Origin of the sequence: Actinosynnema sp. NPDC059335, assembly GCF_042752395.1 — a bacterium.
Lineage (GTDB): Bacteria > Actinomycetota > Actinomycetes > Mycobacteriales > Pseudonocardiaceae > Actinosynnema.
On record NZ_JBHYXZ010000052.1, the window covers coordinates 13666 to 31644 of the forward strand.

At 73.6% G+C, this 17979-nt stretch carries 17 protein-coding genes; 14 read left to right on the top strand and 3 right to left on the bottom strand.

Annotation, left to right across the window (positions count from 1 at the left end; genetic code table 11):
* The first annotated feature begins 131 nt into the window (after nt 1-131).
* From ACFXGA_RS18170 to ACFXGA_RS18180, 3 genes are read left to right on the top strand one after another with little or no spacing between them, the layout of a single operon-like run.
* Nucleotides 132-392 carry a phosphopantetheine-binding protein gene (locus ACFXGA_RS18170; RefSeq protein WP_378089248.1) on the top strand — a complete coding sequence of 87 codons (261 nt, stop codon included), beginning with the start codon at nt 132-134 and terminating at the stop codon, nt 390-392.
* The gene (locus ACFXGA_RS18175; RefSeq protein WP_378089250.1) at nt 389-1624 is read left to right on the top strand and encodes a beta-ketoacyl-[acyl-carrier-protein] synthase family protein; all 1236 of its coding nucleotides are present in this window, start codon (nt 389-391) and stop codon (nt 1622-1624) included. Before ACFXGA_RS18170 ends, ACFXGA_RS18175 begins: the two co-directional genes overlap by 4 nt.
* The gene (locus tag ACFXGA_RS18180) at nt 1617-3032 is read left to right on the top strand and encodes a condensation domain-containing protein (protein ID WP_378089252.1); all 1416 of its coding nucleotides are present in this window, start codon (nt 1617-1619) and stop codon (nt 3030-3032) included. The genes ACFXGA_RS18175 and ACFXGA_RS18180 overlap by 8 nt, the downstream gene beginning before the upstream one ends.
* A gap of 106 nt (nt 3033-3138) precedes the next feature.
* Here the strand turns inward: ACFXGA_RS18180 and ACFXGA_RS18185 are convergent, their stop codons facing one another.
* Genes ACFXGA_RS18185 through ACFXGA_RS18195 form a run of 3 tightly spaced genes read right to left on the bottom strand, consistent with a single transcriptional unit; the run spans nt 3139 to nt 5174 of the window.
* The gene (locus ACFXGA_RS18185; protein WP_378089254.1) at nt 3139-3921 is read right to left on the bottom strand and encodes a hypothetical protein; all 783 of its coding nucleotides are present in this window, start codon (nt 3919-3921) and stop codon (nt 3139-3141) included.
* A gap of 7 nt (nt 3922-3928) precedes the next feature.
* Complete coding sequence (locus ACFXGA_RS18190; protein WP_378089256.1) at nt 3929-4210, bottom strand: phosphopantetheine-binding protein; 282 nt, start codon at nt 4208-4210, stop codon at nt 3929-3931.
* Between the two features lie 34 nt (nt 4211-4244).
* On the bottom strand, nt 4245-5174 hold the full coding sequence (locus tag ACFXGA_RS18195; RefSeq protein WP_378089258.1) for a 3-oxoacyl-[acyl-carrier-protein] synthase III C-terminal domain-containing protein: 930 nt from the start codon (nt 5172-5174) through the stop codon (nt 4245-4247).
* 57 nt (nt 5175-5231) lie between these two features.
* Here ACFXGA_RS18195 and ACFXGA_RS18200 point away from each other — a divergent pair, with 57 nt between their 5' ends.
* From ACFXGA_RS18200 to ACFXGA_RS18250, 11 genes are all read left to right on the top strand, one after another.
* A complete protein-coding gene (locus ACFXGA_RS18200; RefSeq protein ID WP_378089260.1) occupies nt 5232-6377 on the top strand; it encodes a glycosyltransferase in 1146 nt (381 codons plus the stop codon).
* 67 nt (nt 6378-6444) lie between these two features.
* On the top strand, nt 6445-7326 hold the full coding sequence (locus tag ACFXGA_RS18205) for an alpha/beta fold hydrolase (protein WP_378089262.1): 882 nt from the start codon (nt 6445-6447) through the stop codon (nt 7324-7326).
* Nucleotides 7327-7588: 262 nt separating this feature from the next.
* Nucleotides 7589-9235, top strand: a complete 1647-nt coding sequence (locus ACFXGA_RS18210) for a class I adenylate-forming enzyme family protein (RefSeq protein ID WP_378089264.1) — start codon at nt 7589-7591, stop codon at nt 9233-9235.
* A gap of 3 nt (nt 9236-9238) precedes the next feature.
* A complete protein-coding gene (locus tag ACFXGA_RS18215; protein ID WP_378089266.1) occupies nt 9239-10903 on the top strand; it encodes a condensation domain-containing protein in 1665 nt (554 codons plus the stop codon).
* Nucleotides 10904-10937: 34 nt separating this feature from the next.
* Nucleotides 10938-12296 (top strand): aminotransferase class I/II-fold pyridoxal phosphate-dependent enzyme, encoded by a 1359-nt coding sequence (locus ACFXGA_RS18220; RefSeq protein ID WP_378089268.1) that lies wholly within the window; start codon nt 10938-10940, stop codon nt 12294-12296.
* A gap of 78 nt (nt 12297-12374) precedes the next feature.
* Nucleotides 12375-13778 (top strand): class I adenylate-forming enzyme family protein, encoded by a 1404-nt coding sequence (locus ACFXGA_RS18225; protein WP_378089270.1) that lies wholly within the window; start codon nt 12375-12377, stop codon nt 13776-13778.
* Nucleotides 13775-14029 (top strand): hypothetical protein, encoded by a 255-nt coding sequence (locus tag ACFXGA_RS18230; RefSeq protein ID WP_378089272.1) that lies wholly within the window; start codon nt 13775-13777, stop codon nt 14027-14029. The genes ACFXGA_RS18225 and ACFXGA_RS18230 overlap by 4 nt, the downstream gene beginning before the upstream one ends.
* A complete protein-coding gene (gene hppD, locus ACFXGA_RS18235; protein WP_378089274.1) occupies nt 14010-15095 on the top strand; it encodes a 4-hydroxyphenylpyruvate dioxygenase in 1086 nt (361 codons plus the stop codon). The genes ACFXGA_RS18230 and hppD overlap by 20 nt, the downstream gene beginning before the upstream one ends.
* 7 nt (nt 15096-15102) lie before the next feature.
* Entirely contained in the window at nt 15103-16011 is a 909-nt protein-coding gene (locus tag ACFXGA_RS18240) for a phytanoyl-CoA dioxygenase family protein (protein WP_378089276.1), read from the top strand.
* A 17-nt stretch (nt 16012-16028) separates the two neighbouring features.
* Nucleotides 16029-17006 carry a thiamine pyrophosphate-dependent dehydrogenase E1 component subunit alpha gene (locus ACFXGA_RS18245; protein ID WP_378089278.1) on the top strand — a complete coding sequence of 326 codons (978 nt, stop codon included), beginning with the start codon at nt 16029-16031 and terminating at the stop codon, nt 17004-17006.
* Nucleotides 17006-17974 (top strand): alpha-ketoacid dehydrogenase subunit beta, encoded by a 969-nt coding sequence (locus ACFXGA_RS18250; RefSeq protein WP_378089280.1) that lies wholly within the window; start codon nt 17006-17008, stop codon nt 17972-17974. The genes ACFXGA_RS18245 and ACFXGA_RS18250 overlap by 1 nt, the downstream gene beginning before the upstream one ends.
* Nucleotides 17975-17979 lie beyond the last annotated feature (5 nt).

The following is a 17979-nucleotide window of genomic DNA, read 5'->3' on the forward strand; positions in this document are numbered from 1 at the left end:
GCATGGGGCACATTCTGCGGTCTCATCCGAACGCGGTCCATAGCCCGTATGCGGTGCCGCCGTTGCGCTTGACGGGCTCCACCCCGGTGGTGCAGATTTCCGTTGACCTCCCGGGGAAGGGAAGCGCCGCGATGAATTCTGAGATCCGCCAGTTCCTTTTCGAATCGCTGACGGTCATGAAGTACAGCACCGCCGACATGGACGACGACACGGTGCTGGGCCCGGCCGGCGCCGACCTGGAGTCGCTCGCGCTGGCCGAGCTGTCCCTGAGGGTCGAGGACCACTTCGGCGTCCGGTTCAACGAGGACGAGGCGGAGATGTTCGCGGCCATGACGGTCGGCGAGTTCTGCGCCGAGGTCGCGCGTCGCGTGCAGACCGCCTCGGCGACATGAGCCCGGACGTCGCCGTGACGGGGATCGGGCTGGTCAGTCCGGTCGGCACGGTGGTGGACGAGGTGTTCGAGGCGGTCTGCTCCGGCAGGTCCGCCGTCGTGCGACCCCCGGAGGGGCACGCGCTGCACGGCGTCGTGGACGCGGCCGCCATCGGCCCGGACATCGACCCGGAGAGCGTCATCCCCCCGAAGGAGGCGCGCGTGGTCGACCGGTCGATCGTGATGGCCGTGCGGGCCGCCGAGGACGCGCTGGCCGACGCCGGGATCGAGGTCGGGCGGGACGTCGACCCGTACCGGGCCGCGGTCGTGCTGTCCGGCGTCGGCGGCCTGGGAACCCTTGCCGCGCAAGCGGTCGAGCGGTCGCACCGGGGCCGGTTGGGCGTCAGCCCGTTCCTGCTGCCCGGCGTGCTGCCGAACATGGCGGCGGCCCGGGTCGCCATCAAGTTCGGCGTGCGCGGCTACACCTCCTCCTCCGGCACGGCGTGCGCGGCCGGCGGGCAGTCCATCGGGGAGGCCGTGCGCATCCTCCGGTCCGGCGAGGCCGACGTGGTGGTGTGCGGGTGCACCGAGGCCCCCCTCTTCCCGACCTTCGCCGACGCCTTCGGCAACGCGCTCGCCCTGGCCCGCGGCTGGCCCGACCCGACCGCCGCGAGCCGGCCGTTCGACCGCCGCCGCAACGGTTTCGTGCTCGGCGAGGGCGCGGGCGTGCTCGTCCTCGAACGGGCCGACTTCGCCCGCGCGCGGGGCGCCGCCGCCCACGCCCGGGTGCTCGGCTGGGGCGCGACCAGCGACGCCCACCACCCGACCACGCCCCGGCCGGACGGCTCCAGCGCGGCCGAGAGCATGCGGATCGCACTTCGGGATGCCGGACTGTCCACAGGCGACATCGACTACCTCAACGCGCACGGCACCGGCACCAAGGCGGGCGACGCGGCCGAGACGGCGGCGATCCGGGCGGTGTACGGCGACGCCATGCCGCCGGTCAGCTCGACCAAGGGCGTCACCGGGCACATGCTCGGTGCCTCGGGCGTGGTCGAGGCCGCGATCGGCATCACCGCCCTGCGCAAGGGACTCCTCCCGCCGACCCACAACCTGGACGACCCGGACCCCGCCTGCGACCTCAACCACGTCCGCGGCGAGCCGTCGCCGGCCGAGGTGCGCGCGGTGATGTCCAACTCCTTCGGGTTCGGCGGCCACAACGTGAGCGTGATCTTCGGGAGCGCCGATGGCTGACGGTTTCGTCCTCGACCGGATCACCGTGCCGTTCGCCGGACCCGGCGCGGGCACCGCGCCGCTGACGTGGGGGCAGAAGGCGCTCCTGCGGGACATGCGGACCAGCGACTGGACCTACAACATCAGCGGGGCGCACCACCTCCCCGAAGGTCTCACCGTCGCCGACGTCGCCGACCTGCTCGCCGCGCTCATGGGCAAGCACCCCGCGCTGCGCACCCGGATCGGCGTCGACGACGACGGCAACCCGTGCCAGGTGGTGTCCGGGTCGGGCGAGATCGACCTGGAGGTGGTGACGTTCGCCGACGAGGCGGACCGCGAGGCCGCCTACCGGTACGGCAACAAGCGGTGGCTCGACTGGATGGCCACCCCGCTGGACCGGCACACGCCGTGGCCCATCCGGATGGGCGTGATGCAGCACCGGGGCGCGGCGGTGTACCTGGTGCTCACCATCGGGCACATGGTCGCCGACGGCGTGGGCGCGCTGCTGCTCATGACCGACCTCGGGCTGGGCGAGCTGGCCGGCACCCCGGTCGACCCGGACGCGGTGAAGCTCGCCGACCTGGCCCGCCGCGAGCAGACGCCGCAGGTGCGGCGGATCAGCGACCGCGCCATGCGGTACTGGGAGGGGCAGCTGCGGCCCCTCGCGCCGATGACCTTCGACGTGCCCGACACCCCGGACTACGAACCCGGCGGCCGGTGCCGCAACGTGCGGTTCCACTCGCCCGCCGCCTACCTGGCCGTGCTCGCCATCGCCCAGCGCACCCGCACGGACACCTCGCGCGTGCTGCTCGTGCTGATCGCGATCGCGCTCGGCCGCACCACCGGCGTCAACCCCCTCACCACGCACCTCGTCGCGAGCAACCGCTACCGGCCGGGCCTGTCCGACGTGATCGGCTCGGTGGTCCAGAACGCCGTGCTCACCCTCGACCTCGACGGGACCGTGGACGACGTGGTGGCCCGTGCCCGCCAGACGACGACGCTCGCGTGGATGCACGCCTACTACGACCCCGACCAGCTGGACGAGCTGGCCGCGCGGCTGGACGCCGAACGCGGCCACCCGGCCCGCATCACGTGCCGCATCAGCGACCGGCGGTTCAGCACCAAGACCGACGCCGAGGAGATGGTGCGCACCGCGACCGTGACGCCCGAGGCGATCCGGGAGAAGCTGCCGGAGACGTTCCTCAGGTGGCACAAGTTCGTGTACCGGTGGACCGACCAGGTGTTCATCAACGTGGAGGACCGGCCGGACACCGTCTACCTCCAGATGGTGTTCGACATCGACGCCTTCCCCAAGGAGCAGGTGGAGGCGCTGCTGCGGGCGGTGGAGGAGGTCGCCGTCGAGGCCGCCTTCGACCCGGCCGCGCCGACCCGCGTCGCCTCGGCCCGTGCGGTGCCGGTCGAGTCCTGACCGCCCTGTCACGCCGTTCCCGCCCGGCGATCGGGATCGTCGCCGGGACAGGGCCTTCGCACCGGTGTCGTGCCGTCCTGTTCGGACAGTCCTGGTGGGACCGTCGTCACCGGGAGACCGCGGCGAGGCAGAGGTAGCGCAGAGCGGGGTCGTAGTCCGCGATCACGACCGGGTCCGCCGAGTCGGCGAACGCGCCGGCCAGGTGCCACCACACGCCCGTGGTCGGCTGCCCGGCCGGCACCCGCTCGTGCCCCGGGTCGTGCCCCGGCCACGCGTCGGCGAGCGCGTCGCCCAGCACGACCCGCGCGCCGTGCCCGGCCGACAGCTCGGCCACCCCGCGCGACGCCAGCTCCGGCACGGCCGCCGGGTGGACGTCGGGGTACTGCCGCACGTCGGTCACCCGCGCGCCCGCGTCGTCGCCGTACAGCAGGGCGACGGCGCGGTGCTCCGCCGGCGGCGTCACCGCCGAGCGGTAGGGGAGTGACGCCTGCTCCGCCACGATCAGCAGCGCGCGCCGCGCACCGTGGTCGCGGATGATCCGCAGCGCGGTGAACGGGGCCGCGCTGCCCTGGTCGCACACGGCGAACGAGCGCGGCGTGCCGGGGCAGAGGTGGCTGAGGTAGGTCGCGGTGGCCCGCCCCGGCCACATGTCGTGGATGGCGTACGCCAGCACGAGCAGGTCCACCGGCTCCCCGTCGGGCACCACGTCCGGCAGCAACGCCCCGGCCATCTCGCCGTAGGAGTGGCCGGCGAGGTCGGGCTCCGACCCGTCCCCGAGGGAACGGGCCAGGTCCGTGAAGTAGGTGGTCACGACCTCGCGGTGACCGTCGTCGGCGAGGAACGCGGCGGTGCCGGCGAAGCTCCTGCGCTCGGCCCGGATCAGGCGCATCCGGCTCTCACCAGGGCCGGCTGTGGCCGACGATGAAGGTCGCCAGCTCGCCGACGGTCAGCAGCTCGTCCGGCCGCATCTTCTCGACGTCGATCTGGATGCCGACCTGCTCCTCCACCTCCAGCAGCAGTTCCAGGCCGAGCGAGGAGCTGACGCCCAGCTCGTCGGCCAGGTGCATGTCCTCGGTGATCGGCCCCTCGTGCTCCACCAGCCGCCGGAGCACGGTCGTCATGGCCTCGACCACGCGGTGCCGTAATTCGACGTCGAGCTGTGCGTCGGGTGCGGTCATGTCGGCCTCCCAGCCGTGCCAAAGGGGGATCGGGTCAGTGCCGGAACACCATCGCGGAGAACGTGGCGCCGGCGCCGGCGCCCACGGTCGCGACGAGGTAGTGGTCGCCCTCGCGCAGCAGTTCGCGCTCCCGGGCCGTCCGGTAGTTCGCGAACGCGTCGGAGCAGAACAGGTGCCCGTGTTCGGGCACGTTGGACAGCAGCACCCGGTCGACCGGGAAGTCGATCAGGTGGCACAGGCGTTGCCAGGTCACCACGTTCACGTTGTGGGGCAGCACCAGGCGGATGTCGTCCAGGGCCAGCCCGGCGTCGGCCACCGCCCGGCGCATCACGTCCGCCAGCGACGCGCGGTACTCGCGCTGGAACCGCTCCGCCAGGTCGCCGAACTCGCCGTCGAACTCCCCGCGCTGCGCGGACGCGTAGGCGAGCAGCCGGTCCCGGTCGCCGTTCGCGCTCACCAGGCACGCGGACGCGCCCTCGCCGAAGATCGACGTGCCCGGCAGCAGCCGCGCGTCCCGGGTGAACGCCTTCTCCCCGGTCAGCACGAGCGCCAACGCGTCACCGGCCGGGTCGCCCGTGAGCAGCCGGCCGGCCAGCTCCACCGCCAGCAGCCCGCTCGCGCAGCTCTGGTGCGTGACGGTGAAGGTCAGGGCGTGCGCCAGGCCCAGCTCGCGGCACAGGTCGTGCAGGGGGTTGTCCGGGTACGGCACGACGACCGGCATCGCCCGGCCGTGAATCACGTACCGGACCCGGTGTTCGTTGCCCCGCAACGCGGTCAGCCCGTCGACCGCGGCGCGCAGCAGCCCGCCCAGCGACCGGTCCGGGTCGAACCGGATCCGGTCGAGCCCGTGGAACCGCCGGAAGAGCCGGACCTGGATGTCGGTCAGGCCGAGCGGCTCGGCCAGGTCTTCGAGGGGAACGCGGAACGCCGGTGTGTGCACCGACACCGCGTCGAGAGCGGTCACACTTCGGGATCCCACCACGTCGTTCCGGTGAACGTCAATGTGTGCCACCATGTTGCGGTGTCGCGGTTCCTGCTCGTAGTGCTGCCGCTGCAAGGCCACCTCTACCCCATGCTCGCGATCGGGCAGCAGCTCGCCCGCGCGGGTCACGAAGTCGTCTGGTGCGGACCGGAGAACGTGCTGCGCCCGATGGTCGGTCCCGATGCGACGGTGCACCCCACGGGGGCGCGCGCCTACCGCCGCTACGACGAGACCGGCATGGCCGGGGTGCGGGCGATGTGGGACGGGTACCTGATCCCGTTCACGCGCTTCACCCTCGGCCCGGTCGACGAGGCGGTGGCCGCCCACCGGCCCGACGTCGTGGTCACCGAGCAGTACGCGCTGGCCGGCGGCCTGGTGGCGCACCGGCGCGGCCTGCCGTGGGCGACGCTGGCGACCGGGACGCTGGAGCTGACGCCGCCCGACGAGCTGGTGGGCTTCGACGCGTACCTGGCCGAGAAGATGGCGCAGGCCGTGGCGATGGCCGGGCTCCCGGAGGACGCGCCGATCGACCCCAGGTTCTCGCCGCACCTCGTGATCGCGCTCATGACCCGGGGCCTGGTGGGCGACGCCGCGCTGCCGGACCGGTGCGTGCTGACCGGCGCGGCGCTCGGACCGCGGCCGAACGCGCCCGACTTCCCCTGGCACCGCTGGGATCCCGACCGGCGGCACGTGCTGGTCACGGTCGGGACGCTGGTCGGGCACATGATCGGCGACTTCTACGAGCGCGCCGCCAAGGTCCTCGCGCCGATGGCGGACGAGGTGCAGGCCGTGTTCGTCACCTCCGGCGTGGCCGCGGACTCGTTCCCCGGCAACGCGATCGCCGCCGAGCTGGTGCCCATGCTGGACCTGATGCCGAAGCTCGACGCGGTGGTGTGCCACGCCGGCGGCGCGGTCAACGAAGCACTCACCTTCGGGGTGCCGATGGTGGTCGCGCCCGTCCGGGCCGAGCAGGTCGCGCTGGCGCGGCAGGTCGCCCGGTCCGGCGCGGGCATCGAGGTGCCCATCCTGGACGTCACCGTGTCCGAGCTGGACACCGCGCTGCGGGCGGTCCTGGACGAACCGGCCTACCGGGACAACGCGAGGCGGATCGGCGCGGAGTTCGCCGCCGCCGGGGGAGCGGCCGCGGCCGCCGCCCACTTGGTGGAACTGGCGGCCGGCTCGTGACCGGCGGGCGGAGGGGGATCGCGGTGTGGACGAAGCTCCCGATGTGGACGGAACCGGCGGTGGGCGCATGACCGGCAACGCGCTGCGGGCGCTGCCCACGGCCGCGGAGTTCGCCTGGGCCCGGCAGCGGCGCGCCGACATCCGCGCCGCGGGCGGTGTGCTGGACCTCGTGCTGCCGCTGCGCGCGGGCGGCGACCTGCCCGCCCTGTTCTGCACGCCGCCGCTGGTCGGCGCGAGCTGGTGCTACCTGGCGCTGCTGCCGCACCTCCCCGCCGGCCACCCCGTGTACGGCCTCCAGTCGCGGGGACTGCGCAGACCCGAACCGCTGCCGGTCGACATGGCCGAGTTGGCGCGGGACTTCGCCGACCAGATCCGGCTCACCCAGCCGCACGGCCCGTACCACCTGTTCGGGTGGTCCCTCGGCGGGAACACGGCGCACGCCGTCGCCGAGGAGCTGGAGCGGCGCGGGCACGAGGTCGGGTTGCTGGTGATCGGCGACGCGATGCCCGACCTGGCGCACGGCGTCAGCGTGGCCGACGACAACCTCTGGCTGCTGTGCGACTTCGTCCTGCGCGAGTTCGGCTACCAGCCGGTGGTCGAACCGGACGACCCGGACCCCGTGACGCGGATGGTCGAGGTGGTCCGGGGCCGACCCGGCCTGGGGCTGCACGAGTGGCCCGACCGGCAGCTCCGCGCCCTGCCGAGGGTGATCCGGAACAACATCGCGATCGCGCAGCGGCACGAGCCGGGCCGGGTGCGCGGGCCGGTGCTGTTCCTCGCCGCCACCGACAGCGAGCGGACCACCGAAGCCAAGCTGGCGTCCTGGGAGGACCACGTGACCGGACCGGTGGACGTCGTCACGGTGGACTGCCTGCACGAGCACATGCTGCTCCCGGAGCCGGTCGCCCGGATCGGCGCGGGCGTCGCCGCCCGCCTCGCGCCGCGCTGACCCCTCCGGCGACTTCGGACACCGCCGAAGGCGTTATTGCCACAGGGGAATCGCGAACCTACGCTCGGGCCACGAGTCCGCCACCGCCGCCCCCGGTCCACCAGACCGGCGGTCGGCGACAGCCGTCGGGGTGCGCGCACCACCGTCCACCGCGCCGCTGCCGGTGCGGACCCGGCCCGGTCGCACCTCGAACTCCGCCGCACCGACGACCTCCGCGCGACGCCGCCGGCGGTCCGTCCACTTCTTCCCACCTGGAGGACCCATGAGCCGGGCGAACCTGCGCACCGCGTTGGCGCGGGACATGCGGGTCGGCGCGGGCAACGTGCTGCCCATGATGCTGGAGCACGGCGCGGACCTGGACGCGCCCCGGATCACCTTCGACGTCGACGTGGACGGCATCCCCGCGTGGACCCCGCTGTCCCTGCGCGACCTGACCGAACGGGTGGCGGCCCGCGCGGACTGGTTCGCCCGCAAGGGGATCGGCCGCCGCGACCCGGTCGCGGTGTTCGTCACCTCGGCCGCCGACGTCTTCCTCAACTTCTTCGCGCTCAACCACCTCGGCGCGATCCCGGCGCTGATGAACGGCAGCATGCCGATCGAGATCGCCGCGGAGTTCGTCCGCCGGCTGCGCGGCGTCGGCGTGGTGCTGGACGCCGACCACGCGGCGCTGCGGGACCACGAACTCGGCGTGCCGGTGCTCGGCGACGCGACGGAGACCGGCACGGGCGACCCGGCCCAGGCTCCGCCGGCCTACCGCCACCACGCCGACGACCCGGTGGCGATCACGCACTCGTCGGGCACCACGCGGATGCCCACGCCGGTCGTCCACTCGCACCACAGCCTGTTCGCCGCCGTCCGCGCGGTGCGGCTCACCGAAGCCCGGCCGTACGGGCAGGTGCGCGAGATGTCGGTGCTGCCCGCCGCGCACGCCGCCGGGATCATCGTGGTCAACCAGGCCCTGTGCAACGGCTACGAGCTGCTGTGCCTGTCCGCCCAGGGCGGTCCCTTCGAGCGCAGCGGCGAGGTCGTGCTGAACGCCATCGAGCGGTGGCGGCCGACCGGGGTGTTCGGCTTCGCGGTCACCTGGGCCGAGCTGGCGCGGTACGACCTGACGCGGCGGGACCTGTCCTCGGTGCGCAACTGGTCCAGCACCGGCGACTGCGCGCACGAGGCGCACATCCGCAAGCTCGTCGCCGTCGGCACCCACCCGGTGTGGACACCGGACGGCGTGGTCGACGTGCCGGGCTCGAAGTTCATCGACACGCTCGGGTCCACCGAGATGGGGCACAGCGCGTTCGCCATCAGCCACCGGCTCGGCAGCGACCGCTACGACCGCTGCGTCGGCAAGCCGTACCCGTTCGCCGAGGTGGCGCTGTTGGACGTGGAGACCGGCGAGGAGGTGCCGGTGGGCCAGGTCGGGCAGTGCGGGCTGAAGTCGCCGACGCTCGCCCCCGGCTACTGGAACGACTCGACCGCGACCTACCGCAACCGCCTCAACGGCTACTACCTGACCGGCGACCTCATGTACCGGGACGAGGAGGGGTACTACTACCACCTCGACCGGGCCAACGACGCGGTCGACCTCGGCGACGGGAACTGGCTCTACACCGCGTTGTCCGAGGAGCGCATCCTGGCCCGGTGCCCCGACGTGCGCGACTGCACGGTCCTCGCGACCCGGAACGCGGACGGCCCGCCGGTGACCGACGTGCTGCTGGTGCTGCACGACGGCGCGGACCCCGCGATCGACCGGGGCGACGCCGTCCGGGCCGCGCTCGGCGAGGCGGTCGCGCGCACCGTGCGGCGGGTCGAGGTGGTGCCCGACGGGCAGCTCACCGTCGGCCCGACCGGGAAGGTGCGGAAGTTCCTGATGCGCCAACGGGTCCTGGCGGACGCGCCCACCGGGAGGTAGCACGTGCGGTATCCGTTGTCGTTCGCGCAGCGGCGCGTCTGGGAGCGCGACCGGCTCGTGGCGGGCGGTCCCTCGTCCGTGCGCTGCCACGCGGCGTGGCTGGACGGCCCCGTCGACCCGGCCGCGCTGCGCCGTGCGGTGGACGCGGTGGTCGCCCGCCACGCGGTGTTGCGGACGGTCGTCGTCACCGTCGAGGGCGTGCCGGAGCAGGTCGTGGCGGAGGCGGGCACCGTGCCGGTCGAGCACGTCGCGCTGCCCGGCGAGCCGGAGGCCGAGGCGTTCGCCGCGGCGCTGGCCGAGCGCCCGTTCGACCTGGCCCGCGGTCCGCTGGCCCGGGTCGCGCTGGTCGAGGTGGGGCCGGACCGGTGGTTGTTCGCGCTGGTGGTCCACGGGATCGCGGCCGACGGCGCCGCGCTGGCGATCCTGCTCGGCGAACTGTCCACCGCGTACCGGGCCGGCGCGGAGGCGCTGCCCGAGCAGTGGATGGACCACGGCGACTTCGTGGTGTGGCAACGGGAATGGCTGCGGGGCGAGGAGCTGGCGCGGCAGCTCGACCACTGGCGCGACGCGCTGGCCGGCGCGGTCGGGCGGTTGGCGCTGCCGATCGCGGCGCGGTCGGCCCGTCCCGGCCGCGTCACGGCGGTGGTCGACCCGGCCGCGACCGGGTCGCTCGGCGACCTGCCCGGGGTGGTGCTCGCCGCGTACGCGGCGGTGTTGTCACGGTACGCCCGGCAGGACGACGTCCTGATCGGTGTCGGGGTGAGCGGTCGCGTGCGCGCGGAACTGGAACCGGTCGTCGGCCCGCTCGCCGACGCCGTGCCGGTCCGGGTGTCGCTGGCCGGCGACCCGTCGTTCGCCGACCTGGTGGTCCGGGTGCGGGACGCGGCGACGCACGCGCTGGCCCACGACGAAGTCCCGTTCGACCTGCTCGCCGACCGGTTCGGGATCGACGTCCGGGGCCACGCGGCGAGGTTCGCCTTCCCGCCGGCCGCGGCGCCGGCGCTGGACCTGCCCGGCGTGGCGGTGCGGGGCCGGCTCGACCTGCTGCCCGCGCCGGCCGGCGACCTCGACCTGGCGGTGGGCGACGACGGGGCCGTGACGTTGGCGCACTTCGCCGACGCGGCGTTCGCCGAAGGGTTCCTGCGGGCGGTCGTGGCGGTGGTGGAACACGTCGGACGCGCGCCGGGCACCCGCCTGTCGGCCCTGCCGGTGACCGCTCCCGACCCGCTGCCCGTGCCGGTGGACGCTGTGCCGGTGGACGAGAGCCACTTGTCGGACCCGGGCGGAGCGTGGCCGACGGAGGAACGCCACGGCCCCGCGCCGACGCCCGAGGGCGTCGAGGAGACCATGGCCCGGATCTGGGCCGAACTCGTCCGCGCGCCGGAACCGGTCGGCGTGCACGACAACCTGTTCGCCCGGGGCGGCGGCTCGCTGACCGCGGTCCGGTTCGCCGCCCGGATCGCCGACACCTACGGCGTCACCCTGCCCCTGGACCGCGTCTTCACCTCGCCCACGATCGCCGCGCTCGCCGACGTCGTCTCGGCCGAGCTGGGGTCGGGGGACGACGACGCCCTGGCGGCCCTGTCCGACGACGAGCTGGAAGACCTCCTGCGCGCGGTCACGGCCACCCGCGACCGCCGCCGGGCCGCGAAGGGGGACGCGCGGTGAACCCGACGTCGAGCGCCGCGCGACGGCCCGCCCGATGACCGCCGAACAGTTCGCCGACCTGGCCGCCGACGCGTTGTTCGGCGCGCTGGAAGACCCGGCGCTCAACTCGATGAATTTCCTGAACGAGGTCGCGTCGCATTACCCGGACGCGATAGCGCTGGCCGCCGGTCGGCCCACCGAGGAGTTCTTCGACCTGGCCGACGTCCACCGATATCTGCGCGGGTTCTGCCGATATCTGGAAACCGAACTCGGGCGCACCCCGGAACAGGTGCGGCGCACCGTATTGCAGTACGGCAGGACGAAGGGCATCATCCACGAACTGGTCGCGGAAAACCTGCGGCTGGACGAGGGGATCGAGGTGGACCCGGAATCGGTGGTGGTCACCGCCGGGTGCCAGGAGGCGATGTTCCTCGTGCTGCGCGCGTTGCGCGCCGACGAACGCGACGTGGTGCTCGCGGTCGCGCCGACCTACGTCGGGCTGACCGGCGCGGCCCGGCTGGTGGACCTGCCGGTGCGGCCGGTGCGCACCGGCGACCGGGGCGTCGACCTGGACGACCTGGCCGCCGTGGTCCGGCGGGAGCGCGCCGCCGGGCGCCGGCCGCGCGCCTGCTACGTGATGCCGGACTTCGCCAACCCGTCGGGGCTGAGCATGGACCTCGCCACCCGGCGGCGGCTGCTGGACCTCGCGGCGGCGGAGGACCTCCTGCTGCTGGAGGACAACCCGTACGGGCTGTTCCACGGCGACTCGGACCGGATACCCACGCTCAAGGCGCTGGACGAGCACCGCCGGGTCGTCTACCTGGGCTCTTTCGCCAAGTCCGGGCTGCCGGGCGCCCGCGTCGGCTACGTCGTGGCCGACCAGCGGGTGGCCGCCGGGGACGGCTCCGTCGGCCTGTTCGCCGACCAGCTCTCCAAGGTCAAGAGCATGGTCACGGTGAACACCTCGCCGATCGCGCAGGCCGTCGTCGGCGGCAAGCTGCTCGCGCACGGCGGCCGCCTCACCGACGCCAACACCCGCGAGCGGGACCTCTACGCCCGCAACCTGCGCCGCGTCGTGGACGGCCTGGCCGCGCGCTTCCCGCACGACCCGGAGGTCACCTGGACCGTGCCCGCCGGCGGGTTCTTCGTCGTCGTCACCGTCCCGTTCCCGGTGGACGACCGGCTCCTGGAAAGCTCCGCCCGCGACTACGGGGTGTTGTGGACCCCGATGGGGCATTTCTACGACGGGGTCGCGGACGTCCGATCGCTGCGCCTTTCCGTGAGCGTCGTTCCCGGCGACCTGATCGACCTCGGGCTGGACCGGCTGACCGCATTGATCAATGACCGGCGCGACCGCTCGCCGGTTCCCGTCGGTCGCGGCCGATTGGCCGATGGTGCGCCGGACGACCGTTGACGTACGATTCTGCTCACTCGATCCGCGAAAACTCTCGCGCCACAGTTCCGAGAAGTGCGCGATCAGGCGGGAGACCTGATGACAAAGGGCCTGGCGTCGACCGAATTCGAACTGGCGACCAGTCCGGAATGGGTTGACGAGATCCTGCTCCGCGGTCCGGACGACGACGTCTGCCTGCACGCGGGCGGCCCCGTCGACCGGGCGGCGCTGCGCCGGTTGGTCGACCGCGGCCGGGACCGCCTGGTCGAGGCGGGGTTGCGCGCGGGCGGGTCGCTCGCGCTGCGCCTGCCGCCGTCCGTGACGTACGTGGCGTACCTGCTCGCCGGGTGGCGCATCGGCGCGCAGGTGAGCCTCCTCGACCACCGCCTCACCGCGTTCGAGGTGGACAACGCGCTGCGCCGGCTCGAACCGCAGGTGCTCGTCGAAGCCGGCCGGATCACGAGCAGCCCGTTGAGCGCGTTCGCCGACGTGGAGGAGACCGTCACGGCCCGCGCCGGCCGTCCCGCCGGGACACCGCACGCCGTGATCCAGTTCAGCTCCGGCTCGACCGGACCGTCCAAGGTGATCGGTCGCACCGCCGCCGACCTGATCGCCGAAGTCGAGCGGTACACCCGCATCGACGGCGTGCCGCTGCCCGGCGAGCGGGTCGTGGTGCTGGCCTCCATGGTGCACGTGCTGGGGCTCGTCGGCGCGCTGCTGTACGGCCTGCACGCGGGCGTGCAGATCAGGCCGCCCGAACGCCTCACCGGCGACAGCGTGCTCGACGCGGTCGGGGCCGAGCCGTCCCCGGCCACCGTGCTGGGCGTGCCGTTCCACATCGGCCTGCTGGCGTCCGTCGTGGACCCTCCCCGGCTGCCGCAGCTCAAGCGGATGACCACCGGCGGCGAGGCCGTGCCCGCCGCGACCGCCACCGCCTTCACCGACAAGTACGGCGTGCCGCTGGGCAACATGTGGGGCATGACCGAGGTCGGGGTGATCGCCACCGACCTGTTCGGCGAGCACCGCCCCGCGCTCGCCCCCGCGCCCGGCCTCGCGGTCGTGGAGCGCGACGGCGAGCTGCTGGTGAGCCGGCCGGAGTCGCCGTACGTCGGCCTGTCCGACCCGAGCCGGTGGGCCGACGGCTGGCTGCACACGCGGGACGCGGGCGTGGTGGACCCCGGCACCGGGCTGGTCACCGTCAAGGGGCGGCTCGACTCCCAGGTGTCGGTCGGCGGCCTGAAGGTGGACCTGACCGAGGTCGAGGCGACGCTGGCCGAGCTGCCGGGCGTGGTCGCGGCCGTCGTGCTGCACGACGACGTGATCACCGCCTTCGCGCAGCTCGACGCGCCCGCCACGGCGGCGTCCGTCCAGGCCGGCCTGGCCGAACGGCTCGCCGCCTACAAGAGACCGCGCCGGCTGCACGTGCTCGACGCGCTGCCGCGCACCACCACGGGGAAGCTCGTCCGCGACCTCGCGGTGCTCCGCCGGGCGGTGGCGCGGTGAGCGGGGCCGGGACCCCGGGCCGGGACGACGTCCTGGCGATGCTCGCGAGCCTCGACGGCCGGTCGGCGCAGGACGTCCCCGAGCTGATCGAATCGATGGAGCTGGCCTGGCTGGTGCACCAGGTCGAGCAGCGCTACGGCGTGCGCATGGAACTCGACAGCGGTCAGTACGGCCGCATGACCACCGTCTCGGGAGCCGCTGACGTGCTCCGGGAAGTGATCGGGATGCCTGATGAACATATCCGGGATTGACCACATCGAGCTGTACGTCGGCGACGCGAAGCAGACCGCGTTCTACCTGTGCAACGCCTTCGGCTTCGAGGTCTGCGGGCAGGGCGGTCCCGAGACCGGCCTGGTCGGCCAGCGCTCGCTGCTGCTGCGGCAGGGCGAGATCCAGGTCGTGCTCACCACCGGCCTGGTCGCCGACCACCCGGCGACCGAGTACGTGCGCAAGCACGGCGACGGCGTGGCCGTCGTCGGCATCGGGGTGGACGACGCCGCGGCCGCGTACCGCCTGCTCACCGAGCGCGGCGCGGAACCGGTGTCCGAACCCCGCGAGCACGTCGGCGGCGCCCCGGACGGCGACCGGCGCGTCGTCGTCGCCGAGGTCTCCGGCTTCTCCGACGTCACGCACCGGCTGGTCGAGCGGCACGGCTCGCCGCGCGAGTTCCTGCCCGGCGCGATCGAGGTGACCGACCCGGAACCGCACACCGACGGCAAGCTGCTGCGCACGATCGACCACCTGGCGATCTGCGTCCCGGTCGGCGGCCTCGCCCCGACCGCCCGGTACTACGTGGACGTGTTCGGGTTCGAGCAGATCTTCGAGGAGTACGTGGAGGTCGGCGGGCAGGGCATGGACTCCAGGGTGGTGCAGAGCCCGTCCGGCCACGTCACGTTCACGCTGATCGAACCGGACCCGGAGCGCCAGCCGGGGCAGATCGACAACTTCCTGACCTGGCACGCCGGCGCGGGCGTCCAGCACGTCGCGTTCGGCACCGACGACATCGTGGCCGCGGTCGGCGCGCTGGGCGACAAGGGCGTGCGGTTCCTCGGCACGCCGGGCACCTACTACGACACCCTGGAGGAGCGGGTCGGGCACCTGGACGCGCCGCTGGACGAGCTGCGCCGACTCGGCGTCCTGGTCGACCGCGACCACTGGGGGCAGCTGCTGCAGATCTTCACCGAGTCGATGCACGTGCGCCGGACCCTCTTCCTGGAGATCATCGAGCGCCGGGGCGCGTTGACGTTCGGCAGCGGCAACATCAAGGCGCTGTACGAGGCGAAGCAGGGCGAGCTGTCCGGCTCGACGGCCGGCTGAAGGGGACGTGACCACAGTGGACGAGTTCACGCTGACCGAGCAGGAACGCGCCCTGCTCCCGTCGGACGACGAGGTCCGGTTCTACGCCGAGCACGGCTGGTACCTGTCGAAGAAGCTGTTCACCGACGACGAGGTCGACGAGCTGACCGAGGCGGTCTCCCGGTACTACGCGGGCGAGCGCAGCCGGCGGCTGCCGACCCGGCCGCCGCGGCTGGCCTACTGGACGCCCGAGCAGGGCGACGTGCAGCGCCACAACGACTACGTGCACTACGAGAGCGACCCGATCGCCAAGGCGCTGCTCAAGCCGCTGATCGGCGCGGTGGCCGCGCGCCTGGCGCAGGCCGACGAGATCCGGGTGTTCCAGTCGACCCTGATCTACAAGCCGCCGATCGCCGAGGAGCCCTCGAACGTCGTGCCGTGGCACTTCGACAAGCACTACTGGTCGTCGTCCTCGTCGGACCGGATGCTCACCGCGTTCATCCCGTTCCACGACTGCGACGAGGAGCTGGGCACCATCACGATGGTGGACGGCAGCCACCGCTGGGAGGAGGTCGGCTCGGACGACAGCGCCACCAAGCACTTCGCCGAGCGGGACGCCGACCACCTGGAGAAGCTGCTCGCGGCCAACGCCGCGCACAACGGCACCACCGTCACCAAGGTGCCCATGATCATCCCCAAGGGGCACATGAGCTTCCACCACTGCCGCACCTACCACGGCAGCGGGCCGAACCGCTCCACCCGGCCACGTCAGGCCATCTCCCTGCACCTGCAGGACGGCGACAACGCCTACCGCGAGTTCCCGCTCTCGGACGGCAGCCTCGCGTTCTACAACCACGACTCGCTCGTGCGCCGCACCCCGGACGGCCTGCCCGACTACGCCGACCCGGAGTTCTGCCCGCCGGTGTGGCGCTCCTGACCGGCGCGGGAGGCGGCGTGAAGGCGTCGGACACCGAGGTCGGCCTGTACCGGGCGGTGCGGCTGATCCGCCGGTTCGAGGAGCGGGCGGTCGAGCTGGTCCGCTCCGGCGACATCGTCGGCGGCATCCACCCGTACACCGGGCAGGAGGCGATCGCGGCCGGGGTGTGCGCGGCGCTGCGCGAGGACGACGTGATCACCAGCACCCACCGCGGGCACGGGCACGTGCTCGCCAAGGGCGCGGACCCGGCCCGGGTGCTGGCCGAGCTGGCGGGCCGCGCCACGGGGCTCAACCGGGGCCGCGGCGGGTCGATGCACGCCGCGGACTTCGGGCTCGGCATCCTGGGCGCGAACGCGATCGTCGGCGCGAACGGCGCGATCACCGCGGGCGCGGCCTGGGCGGCCCGGCAGGCGGGCGCGGACCGGGTGGCGGTGAGCTTCTTCGGCGACGGCGCGGTCAACCAGGGCGTGCTGCTGGAGGCGATGAACCTCGCCGCCCTGTGGCGGCTGCCGGTGCTGTTCGTGTGCGAGAACAACGGGTACGCGACGACCCTGACCGTCGCGGACGCGGTCGCGGGCACGATCACCGGCCGGGGCGAGGCGTTCGGCATCCCGTCGGTGACCGTGGACGGGATGGACCCGCGCGCGGTGCTCGACGCGGCCCGCACGGCGGTGGACAACGCCCGCGCGGGCGGCGGGCCGTCGCTGGTCGAGTGCCTGACCTACCGGTTCGACGCCCACCACACGTGGGAGCACAAGGCGCGGCCCCGGTACCGCGACGACGAGGAAGTCCGCAGTGGGCGCGAGAGGGACCCGGTGGCGATCCAGGGCGCGCGGGTGCCCGCGGCGGAACGGGACGCGGTCGACGCGGAGGTGGAGTCCACACTGGACGACGCCGTGGCGTTCGCGCTCGGCAGCCCGCACCCGGACCCGGTCGGCGCGCTGGACCACCTGTACGCCACGGGCACGTGGGCGCGTCCGGGCGGTGGTGGCTGATGCCGCGGCTGTCGTACCTCAAGGCGCTCAACCGGGCGTTGGCCGACGAGCTGGAGCGCGACCCGGCGGTGTTCGTGCTGGGCGAGGACGTCCGGGTCGCGGTGTCCAACGCGACCGCGGGGCTGCTCAAGCGGTTCGGGCCGGACCGGGTGCTCGACACGCCGCTGTCGGAGCAGGCGTTCACCGGGTTCGCCACCGGCGCCGCGCTGAGCGGCCGGCGGCCGGTGATCGAGTTCCAGATCCCGGCGCTGCTGTACCTGGCGTTCGAGCAGATCGTCAACCAGGCGCACAAGTTCTCGCTGATGACCGGCGGGCAGGCGCGCGTGCCGGTGACCTACCTGGTGCCGGGCTCGGGGTCGAAGACCGGCTGGGCCGGGCAGCACTCCGACCACCCGTACGCCCTGTTCGCCCACGCCGGGGTCAAGACGGTCGTGCCCGCCACGCCCGAGGACGCCTACGGCCTGCTGACCACCGCCATCCGGGACGACGACCCGGTGGTGGTGTTCGCGCCGGCGGCGGCGCTCGGGGTCCGGGTGGACGTCGAGTTCGAGGCGCTGGCCCCGGTGCCGCTCGGCGTGGGACGGGTGCACCGGGAGGGCCAGGACGTCACCGTGGTCGCGATCGGGCACCTCGTGCACGACGCGCTCGCGGTCGCCGAGGAGCTGGCCGACGAGGTCTCGGTCGAGGTGTTCGACCCGCGCACGGTCTACCCGTTCGACTGGGACGGGCTGGCCGCCTCGGTGGCCCGGACCGGTCGGCTGGTGGTGGTGGACGACTCCAACCGGATGTGCGGCATCGCCGCCGAGGTGCTGGCCACCGCGGCCGAACGGCTCGACCTGCGGGCACCGCCGGTGCGGGTGACGCGGCCGGACGGCGCGGTCGTGCCGTTCGCGCTCGCGCTCGACCACGCCGTGCAGCCCGACCGAGGGCAACTGGCGGCGGCGATCCAGCGGGTGCTCAAGCACTGACGCGG

Coding starts and splice junctions, on each gene's coding strand:
- ACFXGA_RS18170 (WP_378089248.1), top strand. CDS start 132: ATGAATTCTGAGATCCGCCAGTTCCTTTTCGAATCGCTGACGGTCATG.
- ACFXGA_RS18175 (WP_378089250.1), top strand. CDS start 389: ATGAGCCCGGACGTCGCCGTGACGGGGATCGGGCTGGTCAGTCCGGTC.
- ACFXGA_RS18180 (WP_378089252.1), top strand. CDS start 1,617: ATGGCTGACGGTTTCGTCCTCGACCGGATCACCGTGCCGTTCGCCGGA.
- ACFXGA_RS18185 (WP_378089254.1), bottom strand. CDS start 3,921: ATGCGCCTGATCCGGGCCGAGCGCAGGAGCTTCGCCGGCACCGCCGCG.
- ACFXGA_RS18190 (WP_378089256.1), bottom strand. CDS start 4,210: ATGACCGCACCCGACGCACAGCTCGACGTCGAATTACGGCACCGCGTG.
- ACFXGA_RS18205 (WP_378089262.1), top strand. CDS start 6,445: ATGACCGGCAACGCGCTGCGGGCGCTGCCCACGGCCGCGGAGTTCGCC.
- ACFXGA_RS18210 (WP_378089264.1), top strand. CDS start 7,589: ATGAGCCGGGCGAACCTGCGCACCGCGTTGGCGCGGGACATGCGGGTC.
- ACFXGA_RS18220 (WP_378089268.1), top strand. CDS start 10,938: ATGACCGCCGAACAGTTCGCCGACCTGGCCGCCGACGCGTTGTTCGGC.
- ACFXGA_RS18225 (WP_378089270.1), top strand. CDS start 12,375: ATGACAAAGGGCCTGGCGTCGACCGAATTCGAACTGGCGACCAGTCCG.
- hppD (WP_378089274.1), top strand. CDS start 14,010: ATGAACATATCCGGGATTGACCACATCGAGCTGTACGTCGGCGACGCG.
- ACFXGA_RS18250 (WP_378089280.1), top strand. CDS start 17,006: ATGCCGCGGCTGTCGTACCTCAAGGCGCTCAACCGGGCGTTGGCCGAC.